This window comes from Paenibacillus anseongensis (assembly GCF_009757995.1).
In the GTDB taxonomy this organism is placed as follows: domain Bacteria; phylum Bacillota; class Bacilli; order Paenibacillales; family NBRC-103111; genus Paenibacillus_E; species Paenibacillus_E chondroitinus.
Genome location: NZ_WSEM01000023.1, coordinates 243,495 through 263,774 on the forward strand (window position 1 = coordinate 243,495; position 20,280 = coordinate 263,774).

At 47.2% G+C, this 20,280-nt stretch carries 17 protein-coding genes, 1 other RNA gene and 1 riboswitch; of the genes, 3 read left to right on the top strand and 15 right to left on the bottom strand.

The window, feature by feature from the left end:
- The first annotated feature begins 132 nt into the window (after positions 1-132).
- The 3 genes from GON05_RS27480 to GON05_RS27490 all read left to right on the top strand — a co-directional run bounded on the left by GON05_RS27480 (position 133) and on the right by GON05_RS27490 (position 3,229).
- Positions 133-1,401, top strand: a complete 1,269-nt coding sequence (locus GON05_RS27480) for an MDR family MFS transporter (protein WP_157323703.1) — start codon at positions 133-135, stop codon at positions 1,399-1,401.
- 394 nt (positions 1,402-1,795) lie between these two features.
- Entirely contained in the window at positions 1,796-2,194 is a 399-nt protein-coding gene (locus GON05_RS27485; protein ID WP_309492509.1) for a CHRD domain-containing protein, read from the top strand.
- Between the two features lie 171 nt (positions 2,195-2,365).
- Positions 2,366-3,229: a DNA-primase RepB domain-containing protein gene (locus GON05_RS27490; protein WP_157323704.1), complete on the top strand. Its 864-nt coding sequence runs from the start codon at positions 2,366-2,368 to the stop codon at positions 3,227-3,229.
- An 82-nt stretch (positions 3,230-3,311) separates the two neighbouring features.
- Here the strand turns inward: GON05_RS27490 and GON05_RS27495 are convergent, their stop codons facing one another.
- From GON05_RS27495 to gpmI, 15 genes are all read right to left on the bottom strand, one after another.
- A complete protein-coding gene (locus GON05_RS27495; RefSeq protein WP_157323706.1) occupies positions 3,312-3,845 on the bottom strand; it encodes a DUF3231 family protein in 534 nt (177 codons plus the stop codon).
- A gap of 191 nt (positions 3,846-4,036) precedes the next feature.
- Positions 4,037-5,035, bottom strand: coding sequence for an ABC transporter substrate-binding protein (locus GON05_RS27500; protein WP_157323708.1), 999 nt, complete (start codon positions 5,033-5,035; stop codon positions 4,037-4,039).
- A gap of 119 nt (positions 5,036-5,154) precedes the next feature.
- Positions 5,155-5,967, bottom strand: coding sequence for a helix-turn-helix transcriptional regulator (locus GON05_RS39950; RefSeq protein WP_157323710.1), 813 nt, complete (start codon positions 5,965-5,967; stop codon positions 5,155-5,157).
- Between the two features lie 31 nt (positions 5,968-5,998).
- The gene (locus GON05_RS27510; RefSeq protein WP_157323713.1) at positions 5,999-7,744 is read right to left on the bottom strand and encodes an SWIM zinc finger family protein; all 1,746 of its coding nucleotides are present in this window, start codon (positions 7,742-7,744) and stop codon (positions 5,999-6,001) included.
- 162 nt (positions 7,745-7,906) lie between these two features.
- Complete coding sequence (locus tag GON05_RS27515) at positions 7,907-8,656, bottom strand: hypothetical protein (RefSeq protein WP_157323715.1); 750 nt, start codon at positions 8,654-8,656, stop codon at positions 7,907-7,909.
- Between the two features lie 156 nt (positions 8,657-8,812).
- A complete protein-coding gene (locus tag GON05_RS27520) occupies positions 8,813-9,124 on the bottom strand; it encodes a retropepsin-like aspartic protease (protein ID WP_157323717.1) in 312 nt (103 codons plus the stop codon).
- 596 nt (positions 9,125-9,720) lie between these two features.
- Complete coding sequence (locus tag GON05_RS27530) at positions 9,721-10,533, bottom strand: 5'-methylthioadenosine/S-adenosylhomocysteine nucleosidase (RefSeq protein ID WP_246239516.1); 813 nt, start codon at positions 10,531-10,533, stop codon at positions 9,721-9,723.
- Positions 10,534-10,751: 218 nt separating this feature from the next.
- Positions 10,752-10,854, bottom strand: a riboswitch (purine riboswitch).
- A gap of 384 nt (positions 10,855-11,238) precedes the next feature.
- Positions 11,239-11,603, bottom strand: a transfer-messenger RNA (tmRNA) gene (ssrA, locus tag GON05_RS27535).
- A 174-nt stretch (positions 11,604-11,777) separates the two neighbouring features.
- Positions 11,778-12,260, bottom strand: coding sequence for an SsrA-binding protein SmpB (gene smpB, locus GON05_RS27540; RefSeq protein ID WP_167053092.1), 483 nt, complete (start codon positions 12,258-12,260; stop codon positions 11,778-11,780).
- A 94-nt stretch (positions 12,261-12,354) separates the two neighbouring features.
- Positions 12,355-15,339 carry a ribonuclease R gene (gene rnr / locus GON05_RS27545; RefSeq protein WP_157323721.1) on the bottom strand — a complete coding sequence of 995 codons (2,985 nt, stop codon included), beginning with the start codon at positions 15,337-15,339 and terminating at the stop codon, positions 12,355-12,357.
- A 44-nt stretch (positions 15,340-15,383) separates the two neighbouring features.
- Positions 15,384-16,181, bottom strand: coding sequence for an alpha/beta hydrolase (locus GON05_RS27550; RefSeq protein ID WP_157323723.1), 798 nt, complete (start codon positions 16,179-16,181; stop codon positions 15,384-15,386).
- Between the two features lie 75 nt (positions 16,182-16,256).
- A complete protein-coding gene (secG, locus tag GON05_RS27555) occupies positions 16,257-16,493 on the bottom strand; it encodes a preprotein translocase subunit SecG (protein ID WP_029196004.1) in 237 nt (78 codons plus the stop codon).
- Between the two features lie 112 nt (positions 16,494-16,605).
- Complete coding sequence (locus GON05_RS27560; protein WP_157323725.1) at positions 16,606-17,322, bottom strand: M50 family metallopeptidase; 717 nt, start codon at positions 17,320-17,322, stop codon at positions 16,606-16,608.
- An 88-nt stretch (positions 17,323-17,410) separates the two neighbouring features.
- Entirely contained in the window at positions 17,411-18,703 is a 1,293-nt protein-coding gene (eno, locus tag GON05_RS27565) for a phosphopyruvate hydratase (RefSeq protein WP_127457101.1), read from the bottom strand.
- A 37-nt stretch (positions 18,704-18,740) separates the two neighbouring features.
- A complete protein-coding gene (gpmI, locus tag GON05_RS27570) occupies positions 18,741-20,279 on the bottom strand; it encodes a 2,3-bisphosphoglycerate-independent phosphoglycerate mutase (protein WP_157323727.1) in 1,539 nt (512 codons plus the stop codon).
- Between the last annotated feature and the right edge of the window lies 1 nt (position 20,280).

Below are 20,280 nucleotides of genomic sequence, written 5' to 3' on the forward strand. Positions count from 1 at the left end.
TACGTTTTCCCGGATCAAACCCTTCATTGTCGCTTCGCTAATCCGATTATCCGCATGTCCTTCCTTCGTTTTGTTTATTTAGCAAGAATGGTAGTATGTAAGTAAACACTATCAACTAGAGGTAACAGCCAGATGAGAATGAGAGATTGGGATATTAATTTAAAAATCCGCCTTGGCGGAGAGACCGCTTTTAACGTTATTTTTTGGACTTTTTTTCCGTTTTTATCGATCTATTTTGCGAATTCCTTCGGCAAAGGCTGGACGGGCGTCCTCCTGATTTTGTCACAAACGTTGTCCGTTTTCGCCAACTTAATGGGCGGTTACTGCGCTGACCGTTTCGGACGCAAACGGATGATGGTCCTCGCGGCATGCGGACAAGGCGTCGGTTATGGCGTCTTCGCTCTTGCCGCTTCGCCTCTGCTCGCGATGCCCGTTCTTGGCTTCATCGGGTTCAGCTTCGCCAGCATGTCCGGTTCCATCTATTGGCCTGCCAGCCAAGCGATGGTCGCGGACGTTGTGAAAGAGGAGCACCGCTCCAGCGTCTTTGCCATCTTCTATACAGCCGCGAACGTGTCTGTCGTTGTCGGCCCGCTGCTCGGGTCTATCACCTACGATGATAATCCGTATATTGTGCTTTTCGCGGCTTCGGTGTTCTGTCTTCTCCTCTCTTTGACGATGAGCCGCACCCTGCACGAAACGCTGCCGGAGAAGCTAGCCGAGCGCAACCGTTCCACAACCGGTGAGCCTTGGTACCGGTTCCTCGCCGCGCAGCTGCGCGACTACAAGATCATTGCAGCTGACCGCGTCTTCTTGCTATTCATCCTGGCCGGTGTGCTGTTGTCTCAAACCTTCATGCAGCTGGATTTGCTGTTCCCTGTTTTTATGGAGGAAACCGTGAAGTTATCGACGATCTTCTCCTACGGGGACTGGAGTTTGCAATTATCCGGCAAGCAGTTGTTCGGCCTGATTGTATCCGAGAACGGCTTGTTCGTAGCCCTCTTTACCGTCCTTGTGACCAAGTGGATGCTCGCTTACCGTGACCGCTACGTATTCATCGGCGGTGCGCTTTTCTATGCACTTGGCATTGTGTTGTTCGGCCACATGTCCACCTTCTGGGGCTTCACCCTCGCGATTGCCGTGTTCACACTGGCTGAGCTAATGTCGGCGGGCCCTCAGCAAGCTTTCGTCTCCCGCCTGGCTCCCGAGCATATGCGCGGCCAATATTTTGCCGCAGGCAGCTTGCGGTATACGCTTGGACGCACCTTAGCGCCGCTGTCCATCCCGATCTCATCGTGGATTGGGTTCACATGGACGTTCATTTTGCTTGCTGGCATAGCTGTGATTTCCGCAGTCCTGTACAACATCATGTTCAACTTGTATGACCGTCAGAAGGCTGCTTAAAGATATCTGATTATCGTACTCACCATTAGCCAACTTCCCATACATTCATAGAACCTGGCGGTGAGTCTTCTAATTTAAAGGAACTGAAGGCCGCTATTTGAAGGAAATCGAGCACTTTCCTCCTCTAGCGGAACTGCAGGGCCTGCAGGGCCTTATTTGTCTTTGGTGCCGCCCTTTTCAGGCAAAAAACAGCGAAATAGAGGAACACAGTTCCCTCGATTTAGCCAAGACTCCATTTCCCGCCAGAATAACGGACTATAGTTCCCCAAGCACCCCCTATCGCCCTCTCGCACGATGAAATTCTTGCCATTTAGGCCTATCAACAAGCAAATCTCCCAATCTATGAATACATAGAAGTATTACTAGATAAGGAGAGTGAAGACCTATTCCAACCATATACAAAGCCTTTCTAAACGGTAAAAACGAAGTGCCCCCCGTACAAACTTTATCAACCGGAGATGCCATATTCGAGCTGAACAGCAGCGGCAGCCAGTTAAGATTCGCCTTGATCTTGCGAAATATGTCCCGCGCCACCCAAGCCCATATTCATCTTGCGCGACCAGGGCGGGGCGGTCCCATTGCTGCTTGCCTGTTTGGCCCCAACCAATTCGGCATTTCTGTCAGACGAGGCGCCATTCGCGGCATTTTAACGAATCAGGACTTAGTCGGTCCACTGCAAGGAAAGACGCTTAAAGACTTAATCACTGAATTCGAAAGCGGTAACGCCTACGTCAACGTGCACACCAATCGTAATTCGGAAGGTGAAATTCGCGGCCAAGTCAAACAGCCTTAAAGTTATGAAAAGAAGACATCCTTTCCGGGTGTCTTTTTTTCACTTGCGAACATCCCTACTCCCCATGAAAATAGGTTCAAAAGTTAACACTTGGCTTATCTTTTCAGAATATGAATGTTTAGAATACCAATCACTTTGGTGTCGGAAACCTAGACAAAGGGATGTGGCCAGATGAAAAATAAACCCACGCAATACTCCACCCTGGTTCAGCGCAGTTCCAGCCATATGCATCAATTTCTTCATAAAATTTGCCGTAAAGGAGACGAAAAACTTCATTTTATCTTAGTTCACGATGCTGAACGCTCAAAGCCAACTAACGCTAATTCTGCACACTCTTTGAATTCATCCAACGACAAACAAGCCATCCTGCTGCATAAACCCCTCTTGCTGTTGGAAAAACAAGTCCCTCACATCGAGCTGCTCTCTAAAAACAACAAATCCATTCATTTGCTCAGTCAAAATGCCAAAGGCTACGCCGTATTCATGGAAATTAACCGCAGAGATGAAAAGAGTCGCGAAATCAAAGAAATCAGAGCACAGTTTATCGATGTCGATCTCAATAAAATATCCGAACAATTCCAAACCAAAGAACAATTAAAAGCACGAATCAAACAACTTAAATCTGACCCCTTAGAGCGGATCCAATCCATCACAATTAAAAAAGGGAAACAAGGGCAATACCTGCTTAGAGCTCATCGCGCTGAAGAGCAGGTTGCTCAATTGAAAAAAACCTTCCTCAAGAAGCACTGGTCGCAGATTAAAAATGCCATGATCGTCGAAACAAAAAACGGCTATCACATCTATTGGGCCATTCAAAACGGATCCATATCCAAATTCGTTCCTATTCAAAAGGCGCTAGCCAGCAAATTCGGATCAGATCCTATGATTACAAACCTGTCGAGGGTCATGCGTATTCCTGGATTTTACCATATGAAAAATCCGGATAAGCCTTACCTTGTCAGGGTTATTCATTCAGGAAGGAAGCAGCCTTTCACACAAGAGGAGCTTATCCAGACACTAATGTTAAGACCATAAGGATTGCAAAAAAGCACCCTACACAGGTGCTTCTTTCTTTATATAGCAGTGGCCGCGGCTTCTCTGACGGTTTCCGTTCGTCTCATGCTTCCGGTCTAAAATACGGCGGGGTCTTCAACCACCCTTTTCGCATCAATAAATCCTTAAATGTTAACGAAAAGATCATCTTTTTCATCTGAAACTTGGCAAACAACGCAGCCACATCCGGCCGAACCGCCTCTGTCAATCCCCGGCTGCCATAATTGATTCCCAATACTAAATTAAAGCTGAGCAAACTTGCTATCTCCTCATCTGACAACTTCGACCCCACAGGAATATGTCGAAAATCGCCAACCGGCTTATCCGGCGACGCCTCTGGCATCGGGATACCTTCCTTTTTCAAAAATACCGTTATCTCGTCGAGTATCGGCCGATGCACATCATTAATGACCTCTTGCAGCTTTTCTTTCAGTTCAGGATCCTCCGTAATATTAAAAGAGACCTGTTCGCCCCGCATCGTTTGATCAGTTGCCGTGAAATAAAACCACAGATTCATGACTTCCCCGACATTTAAAGGAGGCTTTTCGCCATCCAGAAACGGCTTTATCGCATCGCCGAATACCTCCATAATATTCATATTCCCAGCTCCTTTTGCTTATAGCGTACCCATTGGCATCTATTTTATAAGGGCGCTAACAGAACTCTCCCTAGCTTCCACTGGAGTATTTGGAGAGATCGCAACGAATACAACGTGTAACGCAAAAAGGAGCCCTGCACTGAATTTCAGTGACAAGCTCCTTTCAATTTTGCAACTCTACGACTTAACGGTTACTTCAATGCCTTCACAATGGCATCAGTCCCAAACATCCTGCTGATCGGACCAAATCCATAAGCAACTTCCCCGTCAATTTTATACACATGATTTTCCTTCACAGCTTTCAGCGTTTTCCAAACGTCACTTTTCTCCCACTCGTCTGCAAGAGCAGGCAGAGACTTATCCCTGTAATTAAAGTAACCCAGGAAAATATAATCCGGATTGATCTGAACCAAGCCTTCAAGCGTAATCGCTGCACCTTCGCCTTTCGCTTGCTCCGGCGCTTTTAGGCCCAGCGGCTCATAGTAATGACCGGCATATTGGGTACCCTGCAGCCACATCGTTTTATCCCTCACCTGGAGATAGGCTACGTTACCTTGCACAGCTTTCAGTTGGTCCTTCGCTTCCGTAACCTTACTGTTGAACTTGTCGATATTCTGCTTCGCAATATCTTCTTGTCCAAGGATTTCACCGAACTTCGTCATCACGCCCGGCCAGTCATTCCAAACATCTGTCTTCGTTTCGTCAATGAAAATCGTCGGCGCAATCTTCGACAACTGGTCCACAACCTTTTGATTCGTCTCCGTACCTGCGATGATGAGATCAGGACCATATTGCAGCAGTCTTTCCATATTCACTTCCGTATTCTCACCGACAATCGTTACTTCCTTATGCATATCTATGTAAGGCTTGTACAAATCGATGCCCAGCAGGGACTGCTTTTCCGCAAATGGAAGCGCAATGCCGATGGATGGGATATCAAAACTCAATAGATCCTCCGTCAATCCCCAATGAACAAGCGCAACTTTTTCCGGTTTTTTCGTAATCGTCACTTGTTCGCCTTTGGCGCTCGTTATCGTTCTTGGAAAACTGGCACTCGCCGCAGGTGTCGCGGACGGGTTAGGAGTGCTGCTCGCTGTGTTAGATTTGGAACTGCCGGAGCATGCGCTGGCTAGTAAAAGGAATACGATCATCACGCACGCTGTCAGAAGCGGCATATATTGTTTTTTCATCAGGAATCTTCCTCTCGTGAATCAGTAAGTGATAACGATTATCATTATCGATTTTATATTACCACTCGAACCGACTCCCGCAAATAGAGATTTTCCCGATGTGCTGATGGATTTATTCCTCATTCACCCCTTTTCAACGCGGTTGGTGACATGCCGTAATGCTTTTTGAACAGCCTGCTAAAATAATACGCATCCGGGTACCCCACATTTCGAGCAATGTCCCTCACAGCAAAAGGGGTCGTCACCAGAAGTTCATAAGCAACCTTCATGCGATATTCAATCAAATAATGAATAGGACCGATTCCTGTATATTTTTGAAACAGATGCGAAAAATATTTCCCCTTCATCCCATGCTGCTCCGCCAAACCTTCCAGCGTGATCGGCTCCATATAATGCTGCCGAATGTGCTCAATCGTCTGCTCCATCATCGAATGGCTCTCTCTATTTTGCAGGTAGCGCTCGTACGTCAATGTCTTATTCACTAGCTGGTAAAATAATGTTTTCTTCTCAAGCAGCTCAATTTGCCCCAGCTCAGTGGAGTACCGCTTCAATTGCTTCATCACCTGCAGCAGCCCCGCATCCATGTCGATATGGAGCAAATGAACCTCTCTCACAAGACGAGCTTTCTCCTCATTAGGAGCCACCGGTAAAAAATGAACAAGAAAATATTCAAACTCCGAAGAATTTACAGCAATTTCAAAGTGCCGGTTATAGCCGCCAATGATGGCCTTTCCCGGACTCATCAGATAGCTTACCCCATCGTAGGCAAAATTGGCTTCCCCCTTCAACGCAATGAGAACTCCGCCCTTCGTTGTTGGCTGCGCCTTATGGCCTTGATACCTGCCATGCTGGAGATTTGTTTGAAATACACCGAATATGTCGATGGGCACCTGCAGAAAAAATCCGGCTAACACATCGTATTGATTTCCCACACAGATCCCCCTTTCTTGGACATATCCTAACCTACACGATTTTTGAGGTTATCTTCCGTAACTCCTCACAAAACGCCGTCCTCCGTACATATCCGCTTAAAAACTGCCGATGCAGCGCTTCTGCATGGTCAGGTCCACAGGCTTGCCTATATGTGACAAGCAACTTGGCCACATGCTTATATTGACTACGATTATTCGCATTACTCGCTCGTAGTTCGATGTACCCGCGGAATAGTTGACACATTTCATCCGGATAATGTTTCGCCAAATCGGCGTAATAATCCACAATTTCATAAGGTCGCCCCTGTACATACTTAAGGAGACGGGCATGATCATTGGTATCCTGCATGATCCGAATGTACACGTTATTAAAATTATAATCTTTCTGTCCCATTTGCTGCATAAGCCGATCGTACACCTCTTGCCAGGACGCCTCCGAATAAAGCTGTTTTAGCTCAAGATAGTAAGTATAATCCCCGTCAATCGTCAAATCGAAAGCCAGTTCTCTCATCTGTGCCGTGTAACTCGCAGCTGCACATGCCTCATAGCGCAGCATCTTCCATTTCGTCACAAGCCCTGGCAGACCTCGCTCCTGATCTGAAAGCTCGCCTTGCTCTGCCAAGCGGATGGCATCGTCATAGCGTTGTGCATCTATCGCTTGCCGTATGGCCTCCTCGCGAAAGGAAGGCTTGTCCAATTGCGCGAGAAGGAAAGCCTCTTTCTCCGCCTCATCTAGCAACTTATAACGCAGTCTAGCGAGCGCCTCACGCTCATGATTGGCTGACCATTCGTAATGCGAGTGGACTGTGCGCAATTCGAGTTGCGTGATGGCCTGCTTCAGCGCCTCGCGCAATTCCCGTGTTTGCGACAACTCCGCACAAGCATCGAGCAACGAATGACGCCAATCGGACCACTCGTCATAGCGTGATGCCATCGCTTCCGCCAGCAAAACACGGAAGATTTCCGCCTGTTTGTCCGGCGTCATGGCATCGAGATCTAAACGAGTAGCCGTCTCCAAGCTGTCCTCAATCAACCCTCCGATAGCTCCATCCGAATCATCCGCACCCTGCAGCAGCTCAATCATTTCATGCATGACACAAAAACAGAAATGAATAGCAGACAGTGGGTCGTCATCTCGCCAATCATTAATTGCGCGCTCCAGCACAAGTTCCCCACCACGAATGGCTTGGGGGACTTTCCCATAAGCAACAAATCCGTGACGATCTACATGCTTCTTGATGTGGCTGCGAATCAACTCATAACAAGTCGATAGTTCTGTCTTAACATCACCACGCTCATAGCGCAACCGGACTTGCTTTGCAATATCCTGATCCTCCTGAATCATCAAGAGTATAAATTCAACCAGGTAATCTTTGCTTTGCTCTGCCAAAATCGAGCGGATATCCCGTTTCACCTTTGTATCTTTACCGTCGTTGACAGCACTATCCTTGCTCTTATTGGAGAAAGTCGTCTCGACTTGACTCTCCTTTCCGTCAAACATATTTTCTTCCCTCTCAGCACGCAGTTCATAAAACACAGCAACCTGATGCTTACAAACTGGCCCCTCGAACGGGCATGTGCAATGATGAGAGTGTATCTCGCCATCTTCCTTCAAAGCGATGATAACATTATAGTCATCACTTCTTCCCTCAACAGTTGCTGCAAAGAGATTCTCATTAATTTCCTCTATAGTAGACACAAGATCATCCATGTAATAATTGTAACCGCGGTTTATAATAACACTGCTTATCTGCTCTTCAAATGATAGAATATGCATCCGTGAATCATCCTCCCGGTAAACACAATTGCCGTTACAATCACTATATCAAACCACAAAAGTGTTTCCAATGCATATGTCCATGATCTGCTCCAGAGAGAGAAGCTCAATTTGTTCATCTTACCCCACTAGCGCAAAATCAAAAATCTTTACGGGCTACTTTCATTGTTCCCTCCGGCCCAATTCCGTTAACATATACATCTGATCCCTAGGCTCAGCCATCTCAACTGCTTTAGATATATACAGCCGGAATTGGTCGAGATTCCTATCAAGAAACTCCCGAATGACAGTAATCACCTGCCATCCCTCATAGTTTAGGTTACGTACTTGTTTCTCGTATTCGGAATATTGCGAGTAGCTGCATCTTCTCTCTACGATTTCGTCTCCAACAAATTGGATGGCAGTTTTCGTCAGGAATTCAGAGGGGTAAAGGTAAAGACAGTAGCGTGTTTTAGCTCGTTTTATGGGATAGCCTACTTTCAGATCACTAAAATCAAAATTCACAATCGGTCCCCACAGCTCCTGAAGAAAAATGCTTACTTCCTCGCCGTATTTCTCCTCAGCCTTTTTATTAAGGCTTTTTTCCATCCACTTCGTAACATTCGGATGAACAAAGCGTTCTTCTTTTGACGGACGATCCACCCAAGTGCTTTCCGGGTACTCGAATTTATAGCGAAGAGCTTCCCTGCCGCAGAAAACCAGCTCCCCTAATTGATTGAGAACGATAGAATCATTTGATATGCAATTTTTGTAATAAAACCGCTGATCTTCATTGCACATGAATGTCATATAAGCCATTATTTTGCGGGCCTCTTCCGGGTGCTCCCGGTTCAAATAATCACTCAGCGGGGCAAATGCCTGATTAAGCCATCTCTCCGTTACTTTTTTGGGTGAGTTAACTTGTGGATACACGATATCTTCCTCCTCTTATTGCAGATAAAAAAAAAAGCACACATGCGAGCAGATAAAAGACTTCTGCAGGCACGGTGCTTCCGTTTTATTGGATATAGGTTCATGAGTAATAAATTATTGGGAAGTACTAATCCGAGTCATGATGTTCAGCTCAGCTCACACTTTCCCTGCTACCATCAATTCCTTGGAATCTATGACTAACCCAGCAGACCGAATAAAATCAAAGCCAAGAATTCCGTTAATCTCCATACCGTAATTCATTTCTCCAATCTCTACTTCAAAACCATCTAGTGAAGATTCTCCTGTTCTCACAAAATCAAAATATTTAGAGTACACGACCTCTACTCCTCCTACTCCCCTGATCTTGTTCAAAACATCCCCTGGTTCAACCTTAACACCAATGACATCCACTGCATCAGCACTGAATACCGTTCCCGCTGAACCGGTATCCAGCAGAATTTTCTTCAAATGGAGTTTTTCACCCCGATAACAAATCGTAACCTCTATGAATGGTAAGCCATACTCCACGTCAGTCCCCGTACCCCTGCCCACTTCTCGCGAAGCTTCAGGATTTCACGAGATGTATGAAAAAAACCATACTCTCGATAAGGTTGCTTACGATGTAATTCGTAATAACGCTTCATAGCCACTGTTGAATCTTCAAAACGGTGTAACAGTAGCCATCTTCTGAATGAGACTTCAAAGCTTCACAGACCACCCACTCGTCCGGAAATTGCTCCCTAACCTCTTCCCAGCGCATCACTTCACCCCCGAAGGTATTAGCTCTTAATACAAATTATAGCATACAACATACTTATCAGCGCTTCCCTTAATAGAACCTGATGACTATCCATCTAAATGACAGGTCTACACGATCCCCTCCTCCTCTAACTACAGATAAAAAAAGCACACATGCGTGCAGAAAACTGACTTCTGCAGGCACGGTGCTTCCGTTTTATGGGATATTATATAATGAAATCATATCACATTTAACCAATTATTTACAACTGTTGTTTGTGATTCATATCTATCATTTATCCCTCTGGTATCTTTGTTTTGTACTATTATTTCTTCGGCAATGTGGAAATGTATTTTTTGACCACTTCATACACATATTCCTGACATCCCTCTGCTGTACTTGGATCATATTTTCCACCGTTTGTCTTATTGTTAGAGAGAACCCTGATCCCCAGGAATGGCACACTATACGAATTAGCAATTTGCGCTGCCGAGGCACCTTCCATTTCCTCCACGGACGTGCCAAATTTGTCATGCAGCCATTTAATTCGATCAACCTCGTTATTCCAGAAGTCCCCTGAACCAATTGTACCCTCAACGACCTTACCTTTCGTATACTTATCTTTGACGGCATTGGCTGCTGCCAATAGATTTTTGTCTCCCTCATAAAAACGAGGTTTTTCGGCGTTCGGATCTTCCCCTGCACTTCCTTCAGAGGCCATCAAATCCATAGGTTTCCATAATGTTGGATCAATGCCCTGATTTGCACCCTTGTCTGCCGCTTTAAATGAACCGATGTTGGTTGTTCTTTGTCCTAGAACGATGTCAAAAACATTTAAATTTGGATCATGTCCCCCTGATGTTCCTTGGTTAACAATAGCTATAGGGTTATATTTTTCAATAGCCAATGCCGTAGCAGCAGCCGTATTTTCCATTCCTTTGCCTGTTTTTGCAACGATAACAGGATAATTATCTACAGTCCCTTTATAAAATACAAAACTTCCCGATTTTTCTTCCGTAACATTTTCCAATCTTTTAGCAAACTTCTCAGCTTCAATTGGCATTGGACCCTCAATAATAATAGGTTTTTGTGCGCTAGTCTTTTGAGCAGAGCTGCAGCCTACAGCTCCTGTTACCAGTAATGTGCCAACTACTCCTAACAACCCAAACTTCTTAAACAAATTAATTTCCCCCTTGATGTTCGATACACTCGATGAATTAAGCCCAACAAAAATCTACAAATAAAAAATGCTCTCTACACTAGACCCGGAACCGGAGCTAGACTTAGAGAGCAAAAGTATAAAATAAAGCAAAATAAAGCTTTGCCAAATTCAATGATGCGTTGGTCACAAACCAAATACCCTATACTTTAACTCGAAGTCCAGCTCATTCTAGGGAGCCGGGTAGAGACGCTCAGACCATATTACCGAGCATATACGAGTTATCCATTTTTTATTATGTTGAAAGTATAGCAAACTCACAAAGGAATCTCAAGGAAAAGGCGAATAATATTCACCGAATATTTGTTAAATGTTCGTAAATGTTATTGAATTCAAAGGGGAAAATAGAGAATATGTTTTAAAACTCACCATTTTTTCAATGGTAAGTATTTCAGTCCCCGTACCCCGTCCTCCTTATACAAAAGAAAAAACTGAGGGAGTATTGAAATGTCCATCTAACTTACTGACGAAGCACACTCTACAACGACTACCCTAGCGGTACATTTCAATGCCGTGCTCCCTCCGCTTACGCTCCGGTCCGCGCGGGCGAACCCGCAAGGGGTTCTACCCCCGTACCTCCTAATGCAAAAGAAAAAAGCACCCTCACGGGTGCTTCTTTCTTTTGTATGGAGGTGAGGGGAGTCGAACCCCTGTCCGAAAATATCGCCACACAGGCATCTACGGGTGTAGTCACAGTTTTGATGTCACCCGAGCAGCGCGCCGTAACCCGCTCTGCGTTGGGTCAGCCTGATTGTCTTCCTACGTCCGACCCCAGGCGGAGACCAAACGTCGTATCCCACTAAGGTTGGGCCCCTATCCTAGCACATGGGCGATGCGAGGGAGGAGCTAGCTCACAGGTTATTAAGCTGCGAAAGCTAAGTTGTTGTTTTGTTTGCCATTTAATAGGCTTTAGCGTTGTTAAAGCGGACGCGTCCCCACTACCCGCAACCCGCGCTCGAACTATCCCCGTCGAATCCAAGAACACCCCCGGATTGCCTTCATTTCCGCCCATAGAGCGGAGAAGGTAAAAGACGAGCTGTCAGAGCGAAATTGCTCTTTGAAACTGAATCATTTGCTGTAGACCTAGTATAACACAAGCTGTGCAAAAATGAACGCTCAGGTTTGTGGAAGTCTAGGTGCTGCTTACCAATACCTTTGCCACGTTATCTGGCAATCTTCTGCTTCTCGCGCAGCGCGCGTTGAATGTCGCGTTGTGCATCTTTTTTCGCTGCCGATTCACGCTTGTCGTACTGCTTCTTCCCTTTACCAATGCCGACTAAAAGCTTAGCATATCCATTGCGGATATACACCTTCAACGGCACAAGGGTGTAACCTTCTTGCTTTGCCTGGCCCAACATCTTGGCGATCTGCACCTTTTTCAAAAGCAGCTTCCGCGTCCGTGTCGGATCCTCAGGGTTACTTCGGTTACCTTGCTCAAAAGGACTAATGTGCATGTTATGGACAAAAGCTTCCCCATTACGAATCGTCGAAAAGCTATCGCCAATGTTCGCTTTACCTGCCCGTAAGGATTTGATCTCCGTGCCGGTCAAGACAAGACCCGCTTCGTACGTTTCTTCAATAAAGTAATCGTGTGAAGCCTTTTTATTCTGGGCAAGCACCTTGCCATCTGCCTTCTTCGTTGCCACGTGAGATCCTCCTCCCGCAATTTCCTGCAGGTAAATACTGCTACAATGTGCATCCTATTGTAGCAAGATCAAGCCCGAAATGCAAGAAGCGGCGTTATCTCCGCCGCTTCTTGCTACCGCCACCGTCGCCGTCACTCCGGCGACGACCACCCTTGGCGAGCGCGTTCACGCCGCTCGCCCAATCACTGCCGCCGCTGCTGCGCTCAGCAGCGGAGCCACCACCCGCTTGGGCTTCGCCCCCAAGCGCAATACCTCCGCGGCCGCGCTTGCTCTCGCCGCGGCCAGCACCGCTATCTGTCCGGCCTGCGCCGACAGATTCAAGCCTTGAGCTCAAGCTGCCGCCTTCGCTCAGCTTAGGGCCACGCGCCTTCCCGCGACCACCGCCGGCTTTGCCGCGGTTTTCACTCCACGGCGTGTTACCGCCTTTCCCGCGGCGCGATTTGCCCTGCCCAGCGCCATCACGCTCTTGAGCTGCCCTCGCACGTCCTGAGCCTTCGCCATGCTCTTGACCTGCCCTCGCACGTCCTGTGCCCTCACCACGCTCTTGACCTGCTCTCGCACGACCTGCTTCACTTCGCTCTTGACCTTCTTTCACACGTCTAGCCGCGCCTTCTATACGCTCTTGACCCGATCTCACACGCCCAGCAGCCCCACCATCACGGCCCGCACGCGCCCCATCAGTTGCACCAACAGCACTACCTTCTCCTCGACCACGACCCGCTCCTGCACGTGCTCCATCAGCCGTACCCACAAGACCTCCATCGTTGCGTCTCCGCCCCGCACTCTCACCCTGAGACTTCGAAAAGCCACCTTTACCTTTGGTATAGCCGCCCTTGCCCTTCTCCGGCTTGCCTTTGCCGCCACGGAAGCCCTTGAAGCCTGCCGCTCCTTTGAACGGCTTGCCGCCTCCACCGCCACGGCTAAAACTACCCTCTTTGCGAGGCTTCATATCCAGCAATTCAAAATCAATCGTATGCTCTTCCATATTTACGCGAGCCACACGGACTTTAATTTCATCGCCAATCCGGTAGATCTTGGACGTGCGCTCCCCAACGAGAGCAAACTGTCTCTCATGGAAGTTATAGTAATCATCGGTCAGATCGCTCAAACGGATCAAGCCCTCAACGGTATTGTCCAATTCAACGAACATCCCGAAGCCGGTTACACTCGAAATAATGCCCTCGAACTCTTCGCCCACTTTATCCAGCATATATTGAGCTTTCTTCAGTGCCTCTGTTTCACGCTCTGCATCTACAGCTACACGCTCGCGTTCCGATGATTGCTGCGCAATATCGCTCATACGGGATGCCAAGTATTCATGACGGGCATCGGACAAAGTACCGTTTTCCAGCACTTCGCGAATGACCCTGTGAATAATTAGATCGGGATAACGACGAATCGGAGAGGTAAAGTGGGAATAAAATTCCGCCGCCAAGCCAAAATGCCCCAAACTTTGAGCATCATAACGAGCCTGTTTCATCGAGCGAAGCATAATTTTGCTAAGAACAGTCTCCTCTGGCGTCCCCTTAATGTCTTCGAGTAAGCTTTGCAGCGCACGTGGGTGTACGGAATTGCCCTTCCCTTTGACCGAATACCCGAAGTTCGTCACGAACTCCATGAAATTCATCAACTTCTCAGCATCAGGATCTTCATGGACACGGTATAAGAAAGGTACTTTCATCCACGAAAAATGCTCAGCAACCGTTTCATTCGCAGCCAGCATGAACTCTTCAATCATCATTTCTGCGACAGAACGCTCTCTTTTCACGATATCGGTTGGTTTACCGTCTGCATCTACGAGAATTTTAGACTCTTCAAAATCAAAATCAATCGCACCGCGCTTCATCCGTCTGCCGCGAAGTCTAGCTGCGAGCTCTTCCATCCGCTTAAAATCTTCCATCAAATACGCATAACGCTCCACAAGCTCAGGCTCAGCCTCACCCGTCAAAAGCTTACGCACATTCGTATAGGTCATTCGCTCGCTGGTCTTAATGACACTCGTAAAAATCTCATGATTAACGACCTTAAGATTCTCATCGAACTCCATTTCACAAGACATCGTCAAGCGATCTACTTTGGGGTTAAGCGAACAAATGCCGTTCGACAACCGATGCGGCAGCATAGGAATCACACGATCCGTCAAATAGACGGAGCACCCGCGGTTATAAGCCTCGATATCCAGTGCCGTGCCTTCCCGAACATAGTAACTTACATCGGCGATATGAACGCCTAATTTATAATGACCATTCTCCAAAAGCTCTACATTAACTGCATCGTCCAAATCCTTGGCATCTTCACCATCAATAGTGACAATCCGCTTCGAGCGAAGATCGCGGCGCCCCTGGCTAACAATCTCATCTTCCGTAATCGAATCCGGTGCAGCATCTGCTTCTTCCAGCACTTCCTCTTTGAAAGCCTCCGGCAGCTGGAACTTGCGCACAATTGCCAGAATATCAACGCCTGGATCGTCCTTATGACCAAGGATCTCAATAACTTCCCCTTCAGCCGCAGAGCGACCTTCTGGATAGTTCACAATCTTTACTACGACCTTCTGCCCCGTGACTGCGCCATTAAAAGCATGCTGAGGAATGAAAATATCTCTCGTCATCCGCTTATCGTCAGCAATAACGAAGGCATACGTATCCTGTCCCTGAAAAACGCCCACAATCTGCGTATTCGCGCGTGTAATCACCCGCACAACTTCGCCTTCCAAGCGGCCCCCGCCTTGGCTTCTGGACGTTACTTTCACGAAAACAATGTCACCGTTCATAGCCGTATTCAAATCATGCGCATTAATATACACATCCGGGTGCTCCCGGTCTTCCGGAATCAAAAACGCGAAGCCTTTCGCATGGGCTTGCAATCTTCCTCTTACCAAGTTCATGCGCTCCGGCACGCCATATCGGTCATTCCCGCCTCGAACCACGTGACCGCTTTCCTCTAAACGATTCAATAATTTAATAAAATCCTTGAAATCTTCCGCTCCTGCAATCTTGAAATGCTTTTCGAGCTCTTTATAAGACATAGGCTTATAAGCCTCATCTCGCATCAAACTAATAATATCTTGATCTGTTATCATATACACTCTTCACCTTCTTGTTGTTGTTGAGCTTCGTCCTACACTTACCGTACCCGTTCCTTTACTCCATAGTATGCCACTTGTAGAGAAAGGATAAACGCCGCAATATCGGCATAAACAAGCTCTCTTTCTTGATCCAGCAGCAAACCGTGCGATGATTTCGCATAATAACGAAGCTCTTTGCTTTCAGAGCGAGTGCGTTCATATAAAAACGCTGCGCTTCCCTGATGGACGACACCATCCCTGCCCCCCTGCCCGATCCAGATCGGCGCTTTTACCTGAGGCAGCAAACCTTTTACATGTTTCAAAAGCTTTCGCAAACTTACGACGCAGCGAATCGGCGTTTTGGTATATGCACATGACTCATCTAATAGCGTGGAGAGTGTTCTGGGCTTCTTATTTATGTATTTGATAAAATACTGCATAATGACCGCCAGCGCCGATTTTCTTGACGTCAGAAAAATCGGTGTAGCCAGCGAGATCACACCCGCCACTTGACGTTCAACCGCCAGCTTCAGGGCCAACAGTCCACCCATCGAATGCCCCATCACGACGACATTTTTGCATTTCGCCGCAAGCTCATCATAATTCTCCAGCACATGCCCATACCAATCCGTCCATCCGGTTCGTATCATATCTTCCGGTGACGTTCCATGTCCGGGAAGCCTCACTGCCTGGATCGTGTAGCCCTCATCCCGCAGTTCATACCCAATCCTTCGAAATTCGGAGGGCGATCCCGTGAACCCGTGAATCATTAATATGCCTGTTGTCTGCTTCGTCCCCTTGCCTGTCCAGAAAAAAGGCTCCGTGGATTTGTAAACTCTGCTTTCGATGGTAAACATCTCCTACCTATAGGCCCGTTTAAAATGAAAAAACAGCAGGAGTAGATTTCCCCTGCTGTTATCGTTTTATGTGTGTTAGGCCTTCACTACGTATGCTACGACAATGGAAAGAATGAAAAATGCAGCAGCAAGCCCCATCGTGAAACGGGACAAGAAAAGTTCTAAACCTCGTGCTTTTTGTTTACCAAATAAGTGCTCCGCACCACCGGAGATGGCACCGGACAACCCTGCGCTTTTACCTTTTTGTAGAAGAACAATCGCAATTAATCCGACTGAAGCTATGATCAACAAAATTTTCATAAAGATTACCATGTTTATTAGCACCCCAATTGCCTGTACTTTTGCTTATATGACTAGCATGAGTATTTTAACACAGTTCGTCCTAGAAAACAACAAAAGAGGTGTTTGGACGTTTGGCTACGTTTTAATCACGGTAGGAATAGGCCGAAGATTGTCGATTGGCACTTCTTGACCGTTTATTTCGCCCAAGAAAAGCCTGAACCGCTTGCTTCGCACACCACAAAGCGAAAAGTGTAAAGATAATCGCCCACACCATGGTCGGAACGCCTGTATGAAGCGCCAAGTTCGTGGCGTCCCCAGCTTGCCGTGCATCTCGCGACGCAGCTTGAATCAAATAAATCGGTCCAAATACGGACTCTTCCAAGCATAGAAAAGCGAGCAGCAAGTAATAAAAGTTGCGCAGCCATTTCAGTGGAATAGCCATCATAATGATCGTCAAGGCAATAAAACCGATTAAGAACATGATGCCGAAACCATTCCGAACGAATAGGAGCAATGAAATGGCCGATATCGTAATCATGACCAGAAAACCGACCTGCTGCTTCCCTCTGGCAAAGGCTGAGAACAGGAACCAAGCAAATACGGAAGCTGTCGTATATCCGGCCAAAGCTACAGGAATGATCGACCACGATCTGGCCCCAGAAATCGCCGAAAGCGTGACACCGCTATGGTTAGCGTACAGCTCAATTCGCTGCACTTGACCAGACAGCGCCAACGTTACCACCGCGTGCCCAAACTCGTGAACCATTGTATCCAGGTTACGAAAAAAAGATGAGGGGATCCAATGTGTAAGCAAGGCGGAACCTATCAGAAATAAAATAGTCTTCACCCAATTGCTCAATACAATGACCCCCTCGGTCGCTCAGCCAGATAATGACACAAGTCACTATCCGACCCTGCTGTTATTTAGTTATTTACTACGAAGCAACTTATTTAAAGTTTCTCAAGTTGTAGAAAGCTTTTTTACCTGCATATTGAGCTACGCTGAACAACTCGTCTTCGATACGAAGAAGTTGGTTGTACTTCGCAACGCGATCTGTACGGGAAGGAGCACCTGTTTTGATTTGGCCAGCATTTGTAGCAACCGCGATGTCAGCGATTGTGCTGTCTTCGCTCTCACCGGAACGGTGGGAGATAACCGCTGTGTAACCAGCGCGTTTCGCCATTTCGATCGCATCAAAAGTCTCTGTAAGCGTACCGATTTGGTTTACTTTTACCAAGATGGAGTTACCGATGTTTTGCTCGATACCTGTGGAAAGACGCTCAGTGTTCGTAACGAACAGATCGTCACCAACGAGTTGAACTTTGTTACCCAATTTCTCAGTAAGCAATTTCCAACCTTCCCAGTCATCTTCGGAGCAGCCGTCTTCAACTGTGATGATTGGGTATTTATCAACCCATGCAGCAAGGAAGTCAACCCACTCAGCGGATGTGAATGTTTTGCCTTCGCCTTCAAGTACGTATTTACCGTCTTTGAAGAACTCAGTGGAAGCAACGTCCATACCCAAGAATACGTCAACACCTGGTTTGTAACCAGCTTTTTCAATCGCTGTAAGGATAGTTGTGATCGCTTCTTCGTTGGATGTGAAGTTAGGAGCAAATCCGCCTTCGTCGCCAACAGCTGTGTTAAGGCCTTTGTCTTTCAATACGGATTTCAAGCTATGGAAAATCTCTGCGCCAATGCGAAGAGCTTCTTTGAAAGTAGGCGCGCCAACTGGCAGAACCATGAACTCTTGAACGTCAACGTTGTTGTCGGCATGCGCCCCACCGTTGATAATGTTCATCATTGGAACTGGAAGTGTTTTGGCATTGAATCCGCCAAGGTATGTGTACAAAGGGACATCCAAAGCGTCAGCAGCAGCGCGAGCTACAGCCATGGAAACAGCTAGGATTGCGTTAGCGCCTAATTTTGCTTTGTTTGGAGTACCGTCTAGCTCGATCATTTTCGTGTCGATGCCAACTTGATCAAGTGCATCCAAGCCAATGATTTCTGGAGCGATGATTTCGTTAACGTTGTCAACGGCTTTCAGAACGCCTTTACCAAGGTAACGACCTTTATCACCGTCACGAAGCTCAACAGCCTCGTACGCGCCTGTGGATGCGCCAGATGGAACGATAGCGCGGCCAAATGCGCCGGACTCTAGATAGACTTCAACTTCAACCGTTGGGTTACCGCGGGAATCCAATACTTCGCGTGCATAAACATCAGAAATAATAGTCATTGTAGAAAACACTCCTTTTATATAATTAATTTGGTTGCTATTTCTTAAGGATCGTAGTCCCGGTCATTTGTTCCGGTTGTTTAACCTCTAAGAAGTCCAGCAATGTTGGGGCAATATCTGCCAAAATTCCGCCGTCTCTTAGTGTAACAGATTTGTCCGTAACAATAAAAGGGACCGGATTCGTTGTATGCGCCGTATTGCGTGTACCGTCCGCATTCGTGACGACATCGGCGTTCCCGTGATCGGCTGTGATGCAGACAACTCCGCCTTTGGCAAGAACCGCTTCCACCACTTTGCCAAGACACTCATCTGTCGCTTCGATCGCTTTAACCGTTGGCTCCAGCAAGCCGGAGTGGCCAACCATGTCAGGGTTTGCGAAGTTCAGGATGATCGCATCATGACGTTCCGCTTCAATCTCTTTCACAACAGCATCAGCTAATTCATAAGCGCTCATCTCTGGCTTCAGGTCATAGGTCGCAACCTTCGGCGAAGGAATAAGCAGGCGAGTTTCGCCTGGTAGTTCCGCGTCGCGTCCGCCACTGAAGAAGAACGTTACGTGCGGATATTTCTCCGTTTCCGCTGCACGAAGCTGCTTCAGGCCGTTCTGAGCCAGCACCTCGCCAAGAGTGTTGTCGAGATTTTTCGGTTTGTAAGCTACGAAACCGTCTACAGACTCGCTGAACAACGTCAGACACACGTAGTACAAGTTTTTAGCCACTTTAGGACCACGGTCAAAACCACGGAAGTCTTCATTCGTGAAGACTTGGGAAAGTTGAATCGCACGGTCCGGACGGAAGTTGAAGAAGATGACAGCATCGCCGGACTCAACAAGACCTACCGGTTTGCCATCCTCACCAACGATAACCGTTGGCATGACGAACTCGTCGAAGATGGACTTTTCGTAAGATTCAACAATAGCTTTCATTGGATCTGTGTAGGCTGGACCTTCACCGTAAACCATGGCGCGATAAGATTTCTCCGTACGCTCCCAACGTTTATCGCGATCCATTGCATAATAGCGTCCTTGAACAGTCGCAATTTTACCTACGCCAACTTCGGCGATCTTCTTCAAAAGGCTCTCCATGTAGCTCTTCGCAGAATCCGGAGCCACGTCGCGGCCGTCTAGGAACGCATGGATGTACACTTCATGGAAGTCTTCTTTTTTAGCTAGATCCAGCAAAGCGAACAAATGCTCAATGTGGCTGTGCACGCCGCCATCGGAAAGCAGCCCGTAAAGGTGCAGCTTTTTGCCGTTCTCTTTGGCATGACGTACAGCGCCTACGATCGTTTCATTGTCGTAAAATTCACCGTCACGAATCGATTTGGAAATCCGCGTCAAATCCTGATATACGATACGGCCTGCGCCGATATTCAGGTGTCCTACCTCAGAATTCCCCATCTGGCCTTCAGGCAAACCTACAGCTTCACCGCAAGCCGTTAAAGTTGTATGTGGATAACTTGACCAGTAACGGTCATAGTTCGGCTTTTTGGCATGAGCAACGGCATTCCCCTGCTCTTCCAAACGAAGTCCGAAGCCATCGAGAATGATGAGTGCTACCGGTTTCGGTCTGGACATA

Bases quoted from the DNA above. Each gene is read 5' to 3' on its own strand.
- GON05_RS27490 (WP_157323704.1), top strand. From the start codon at position 2,366: ATGAAAAATAAACCCACGCAATACTCCACCCTGGTTCAGCGCAGTTCC.
- rnr (WP_157323721.1), bottom strand. From the start codon at position 15,339: ATGATAACAGATCAAGATATTATTAGTTTGATGCGAGATGAGGCTTAT.
- GON05_RS27550 (WP_157323723.1), bottom strand. From the start codon at position 16,181: ATGTTTACCATCGAAAGCAGAGTTTACAAATCCACGGAGCCTTTTTTC.
- GON05_RS27500 (WP_157323708.1), bottom strand. From the start codon at position 5,035: ATGAAAAAACAATATATGCCGCTTCTGACAGCGTGCGTGATGATCGTA.
- gpmI (WP_157323727.1), bottom strand. From the start codon at position 20,279: ATGTCCAGACCGAAACCGGTAGCACTCATCATTCTCGATGGCTTCGGA.
- GON05_RS27510 (WP_157323713.1), bottom strand. From the start codon at position 7,744: ATGCATATTCTATCATTTGAAGAGCAGATAAGCAGTGTTATTATAAAC.
- GON05_RS27480 (WP_157323703.1), top strand. From the start codon at position 133: ATGAGAATGAGAGATTGGGATATTAATTTAAAAATCCGCCTTGGCGGA.
- secG (WP_029196004.1), bottom strand. From the start codon at position 16,493: ATGGTAATCTTTATGAAAATTTTGTTGATCATAGCTTCAGTCGGATTA.
- GON05_RS27495 (WP_157323706.1), bottom strand. From the start codon at position 3,845: ATGAATATTATGGAGGTATTCGGCGATGCGATAAAGCCGTTTCTGGAT.
- eno (WP_127457101.1), bottom strand. From the start codon at position 18,703: ATGACTATTATTTCTGATGTTTATGCACGCGAAGTATTGGATTCCCGC.